The sequence below is a fragment of the Shewanella sp. 11B5 genome (genome assembly GCF_002836795.1).
Classification (GTDB): Bacteria; Pseudomonadota; Gammaproteobacteria; order Enterobacterales; family Shewanellaceae; genus Shewanella; species Shewanella frigidimarina.
The window spans coordinates 1-5,498 of sequence record NZ_PJAP01000529.1; the positions used below are offsets into that span (position 1 = coordinate 1).

4 protein-coding genes are annotated in these 5,498 nt (G+C 43.6%); all 4 read right to left on the reverse strand.

Features of this window, described 5'->3' with window-relative positions; all coding sequences use genetic code 11:
* On the reverse strand, window positions 1-676 hold a 676-nt coding region (gene sucD, locus CXF78_RS12460; RefSeq protein WP_102036970.1), incomplete at its 3' end, for a succinate--CoA ligase subunit alpha.
* Window positions 676-1,842: an ADP-forming succinate--CoA ligase subunit beta gene (gene sucC, locus CXF78_RS12465; protein WP_011637796.1), complete on the reverse strand. Its 1,167-nt coding sequence runs from the start codon at window positions 1,840-1,842 to the stop codon at window positions 676-678. The genes sucC and sucD, both read right to left, overlap by 1 nt.
* A gap of 75 nt (window positions 1,843-1,917) precedes the next feature.
* Window positions 1,918-3,114 (reverse strand): 2-oxoglutarate dehydrogenase complex dihydrolipoyllysine-residue succinyltransferase, encoded by a 1,197-nt coding sequence (odhB, locus tag CXF78_RS12470; protein ID WP_011637797.1) that lies wholly within the window; start codon window positions 3,112-3,114, stop codon window positions 1,918-1,920.
* A gap of 28 nt (window positions 3,115-3,142) precedes the next feature.
* Window positions 3,143-5,498: 2-oxoglutarate dehydrogenase E1 component (locus CXF78_RS12475; RefSeq protein ID WP_102036971.1), on the reverse strand; the 2,356-nt coding region annotated here is incomplete at its 5' end.

The window sequence follows — 5,498 nt, forward strand, 5'->3', positions numbered from 1 at the left end:
CGTGTGCTTTGATATAAGCAGCCGCTTCTTCTTCAGCATTACCACCGATTTCACCGATCATAACAATCGCTTCAGTCTGTGGATCGTTTTGGAACATTTCCAATACGTCGATGAAGTTAGTGCCAGGAATTGGGTCGCCACCGATACCTACACAAGTAGATTGGCCGAAACCTTCATCAGTAGTTTGCTTAACCGCTTCGTACGTTAATGTACCAGAGCGAGAAACAATACCTACTTTTCCAGGTAAATGAATGTGACCAGGCATAATACCAATCTTACATTCACCAGGAGTGATAACACCTGGGCAGTTAGGACCGATCATGCGAACGCCAGTTTCTTCAAGTTTCACTTTCACTTGAAGCATATCAAGTGTAGGGATACCTTCAGTGATACAAACGATTAGCTCAAGGCCAGCATCGATTGCTTCAAGGATAGCGTCTTTACAAAAAGGAGCTGGTACGTAGATAACAGTTGCAGTTGCACCTGTTGCTGCTACAGCGTCTTTAACAGTGTTAAACACTGGAAGACCTAGGTGAGTTTGACCACCTTTTCCAGGAGAAACACCACCAACCATTTGCGTGCCATAAGCAATCGCCTGTTCAGAGTGGAAAGTACCCTGACCACCAGTGAAACCTTGACAGATTACCTTGGTATCTTTGTTAATTAAAACAGACATTATTTGCCCTCCGCAGCTTTAACAACTTGCTCAGCCGCGTCAGTTAGACTTGTAGCCGCGATGATATCAAGACCAGACTTAGCCAATACTTCACGACCTAATTCAGCGTTAGTACCTTCAAGACGTACAACGACTGGCACTTTAACGCCAACTTCTTTAACCGCACCAATAATACCTTCAGCGATCATATCGCAACGCACGATACCACCGAAGATGTTAACCAATACCGCTTTAACATTGCTGTCAGAAAGAATGATCTTAAATGCTTCTGCAACACGTTCTTTAGTTGCTCCACCGCCAACGTCTAAGAAGTTAGCTGGCTTGCCGCCGTGTAGGTTCACGATGTCCATTGTACCCATTGCTAGGCCGGCACCGTTAACCATACAACCTACGTTACCGTCTAAAGCAACATAGTTTAATTCAAATTTAGCAGCATGCGCTTCACGAGCATCATCTTGTGATGGATCGTGCATTGCTTTGATTTTAGGCTGACGGAATAATGCATTGCCATCAATACCAATTTTGCCATCTAAACAGTGAAGGTTGCCTTCAGTGGTGATAACAAGTGGATTGATTTCTAATAACGCAAAATCATGGTCATTGAACATGTTCGCTAGACCCATAAAGATCTTAGTAAACTGCTTCATTTGTGTTGGGTTTAAACCTAACTTGAAGCCAAGATCACGAGCTTGGAAAGCTTGAGGACCTGTTAACGGATCAATGATAGCTGTGTGGATAAGCTCTGGCGTATGTTCAGCCACAGTTTCGATATCAACACCACCTTCAGTCGACGCCATGAACACAACGCGACGAGTGCTACGGTCAACTACTGCACCTAGGTACAATTCGTTAGCGATGTCAGTACAGCTTTCAACTAGAATTTTAGCAACTGGCTGACCTTTAGCGTCAGTCTGGTACGTTACTAAGTTCTTACCTAACCAGTTTTCAGCGAATGCTCTGATTTCGTCTTTATTACCGGTAACTTTAACGCCACCTGCTTTACCACGGCCGCCTGCGTGTACTTGACACTTAACAACCCATAAGTTTCCGCCAATGTGACCAGCTGCTTCTACTGCTTCTTGAGCAGTATCACATGCAAAGCCTTCAGAGACTGGTAAACCATATTCGGCAAATAAAGATTTTGCCTGATACTCATGCAAATTCATGATGATCTATCCATATACTTCTAATCAAATCCAACTGGCTCAATATGAGCCAGCGACGAGGGTTTATCTACCTACTTACAGATCAAGTAGCAGACGAGTTGGATCTTCTAAGAAGTCTTTAATCGCGACTAAGAAGCCAACTGACTCACGACCATCAACAATACGGTGGTCGTAAGAGAGTGCTAGGTACATCATAGGCAGGATTTCAACCTGACCATTGACTGCCATTGGGCGATCTTTAATGGCATGCATGCCTAAGATTGCGCTTTGTGGCAGGTTCAAAATTGGCGTAGACATGAGTGAACCGAAAACACCACCGTTAGTCACAGTGAAGTTACCGCCAGTCATGTCAGCAACAGATAATTTACCGTCACGGCCTTTAATGGCTAATTCACGAACCGCTTTTTCGATTTCAGCTAAGTTCATGGTATCAGTGTCACGTAGTACTGGTGTTACCAGACCACGAGGCGTTGATACAGCGATGCTGATGTCGAAATAGTTATGATAAACAATGTCATCACCATCAATAGAAGCGTTAACTTCTGGGAAACGTTTTAGCGCTTCTGTCACAGCTTTGATATAAAAAGACATAAAGCCTAAACGAATACCATGGCGTTTTTCGAAAATGTCTTGGTACTGCTTACGAATATCCATGATTGGCTTCATGTTAACTTCGTTAAACGTAGTTAACATTGCCGTTGAATTTTTCGCTTCTAAAAGACGTTTTGCGATAGTTTTACGAAGACGTGACATTGGTACACGCTTCTCACTACGACCTTCTAAAGGTGCTACAGGAGCAGCTGGTGCAGCGGCTTTGGCAGGAGCTGACTTAAGGAATGCATCTACATCATCCTTAGTTACACGTCCGCCCACACCAGAACCTTTAATTTTACTGGCATCAAGATTATGTTCTGCAATCACACGACGAACAGATGGGCTTAATGCATCATTAGATTCATCAGAAGCAGCTTCGGTCGTTGCCACGACAGCAGGCCCTGAAGCTTCAGCTTTAGTCACTTCTTGGCCAGACACAACACCAGCGACAAAATTAGCAATCACTTGCTCACCTAAAACGGTATCGCCTTCTTGGAATAACAATTCAGAAATTGAACCGTCTTCTGGTGCTACCACTTCTAACACGACTTTGTCTGTCTCGATATCAACTAAGTTTTGATCACGAGTAACCTGTTCACCAGGTTTAACATGCCAAGTAGCAATAGTTGCATCAGCAACAGATTCTGGTAATACGGGTACCTTAATTTCGATACTCATGGAAAGCTTCCCTTATATAAATTATCTATTACGACAGTTTTAATGCGCTATTTACTAATGATTCTTGCTGCTGTACATGCAACCCAGGGTAACCACATGCTGGTGCAGCAGAAGCTTCACGACCGGCATAAGTTAATTGAGCACCTGCAGGAATATTAGCCCAGAAATGATGCTGACTACAGTACCATGCCCCTTGGTTTTGCGGCTCTTCTTGACACCATACAAAATCTTTAACATGTTGATATGTTTCTAACGCTGCACGCATTTCCACATCAGGGAACGGATACAGCTGCTCAACACGCACGATGGCAACGTTGGTCACATTCTCTTTACGACGCTTTTCAAGTAACTCGAAATACACCTTACCGCTACAGAATACAACACGGTCAACTTGATTTGCATCTAAGGTATCTATCTCACCAATGATATTTTGGAAAGTACCTTCAGCAAGTTCTTCTAAGGTAGACACCGCTAATGGGTGACGTAGCAAAGATTTAGGTGACATTACCACTAACGGGCGACGCATAGGACGCACAACTTGGCGACGCAACATATGATAAACCTGCGCCGGAGTTGATGGCACACACACTTGCATGTTGTGGTTAGCACATAATTGCAAGAAACGCTCTAAACGGCCACTTGAATGCTCAGGTCCTTGACCTTCATAACCATGAGGTAACAACATAGTCAGACCACATAAACGGCCCCACTTTTGCTCACCAGATGATAAGAATTGGTCAATCACTACCTGTGCACAGTTAACGAAGTCACCAAACTGCGCTTCCCAAATGGTCAAGCCACCAGGTTCTGCAGTCGCGTAACCGTATTCAAATGCCAACACTGATGCTTCTGATAATACTGAGTCAATAATATCAATTGGCCCTTGTTCATCAGCCACATTACGCAAAGGTAAATAGGTAGAACCGTCTTTTTGGCTATGCAATACAGCATGACGATGGAAGAACGTGCCGCGACCAGAGTCTTGACCCGTAATGCGCACACGCTTTTTATCTTCAAGAATAGAAGCATAAGCTAACGTTTCAGCGAAACCCCAGTCTAATAACTTCTCGCCTTTAGCCATCGCAGTGCGATCAGCACAAATTTTGGCAACACGAGATTGAAGCGTATGATTTTCAGGAATATCAACTAACTTATTGGCTAAGTTTTGCAGACGTTCCATCGACATTGAACCGGCGTATTCTTCATCCCATTCGCGATTTAAATAAGGTGTCCAGTCAACTGTATGTAACGTCATAGGACGCCATTCTTTAACCACACAATCACCTGCATCTAATGCATCACGATAATGGTTAATCAGTCCGGTCACTTCATCTGCAGGAATGCTGTTTTCAGCTATCAACTTATCAGCATAAATTTTACGTGGCGTAGGGTGTTTTTTGATTTTAGCGTACATTAACGGCTGAGTCGCACTAGGCTCATCAGCTTCGTTATGGCCATGACGGCGATAACACACTAAATCAATCACTACATCACGTTTAAATTCATTACGATAATCCACTGCAAGTTGAGAAATAAACGCAACGGCTTCAGGATCGTCAGAATTGACATGGAAAATCGGTGCCTGAACCATCTTAGCGATGTCAGTACAGTATTCGGTTGAACGTGTGTCAGCCTGGTTTGATGTAGTAAAACCAACTTGGTTATTAACCACAATTCGAATACTACCACCAATAGTAAAACCACGTGTTTGAGACATGTTGAACGTCTCTTGCACAATGCCTTGACCAGTTATAGCTGAATCACCATGAATGGTGATAGGCATAACTTGCAGACCGTCTTTACAACCACGACGATCTTGACGAGCTCGTACAGAACCAATAACCACTGGATTAACGATCTCTAAATGAGATGGGTTAAAGGCTAATGCTAAATGAACGTTTCCACCTGGCGTTTCAAAATCAGATGAGAAACCTTGGTGATATTTTACGTCGCCAGAACCGTGAGTGTCCGCATGCTTACCCGCAAACTCATCAAACAATTCAGCAGGACGTTTACCCAGCACGTTTATGAGCAAGTTTAAACGACCACGGTGAGCCATACCTACTACGATTTCTTTAGTTCCAGCTTCGCCTGCACGGTAAATGATTTCACGCATCATCGGAACGAGCGCATCACCACCTTCTAAAGAGAATCGTTTAGCTCCAGGGAATTTAGCACCAAGGTATTTTTCGATACCTTCGGCTGCATTCAACCCTTCAAGAATACGCTTTTTGACGCTGTTATCGTACTTGGCTTTACCTAATGTCGGTTCAAGACGTTGTTGGATCCAACGCTTTTCATCGGTATCAGTAATATGCATGTATTCAGCACCTATCGAGCCACAATAGGTACTCTTTAGTGCATGAATAATATCAGCAAGCTTC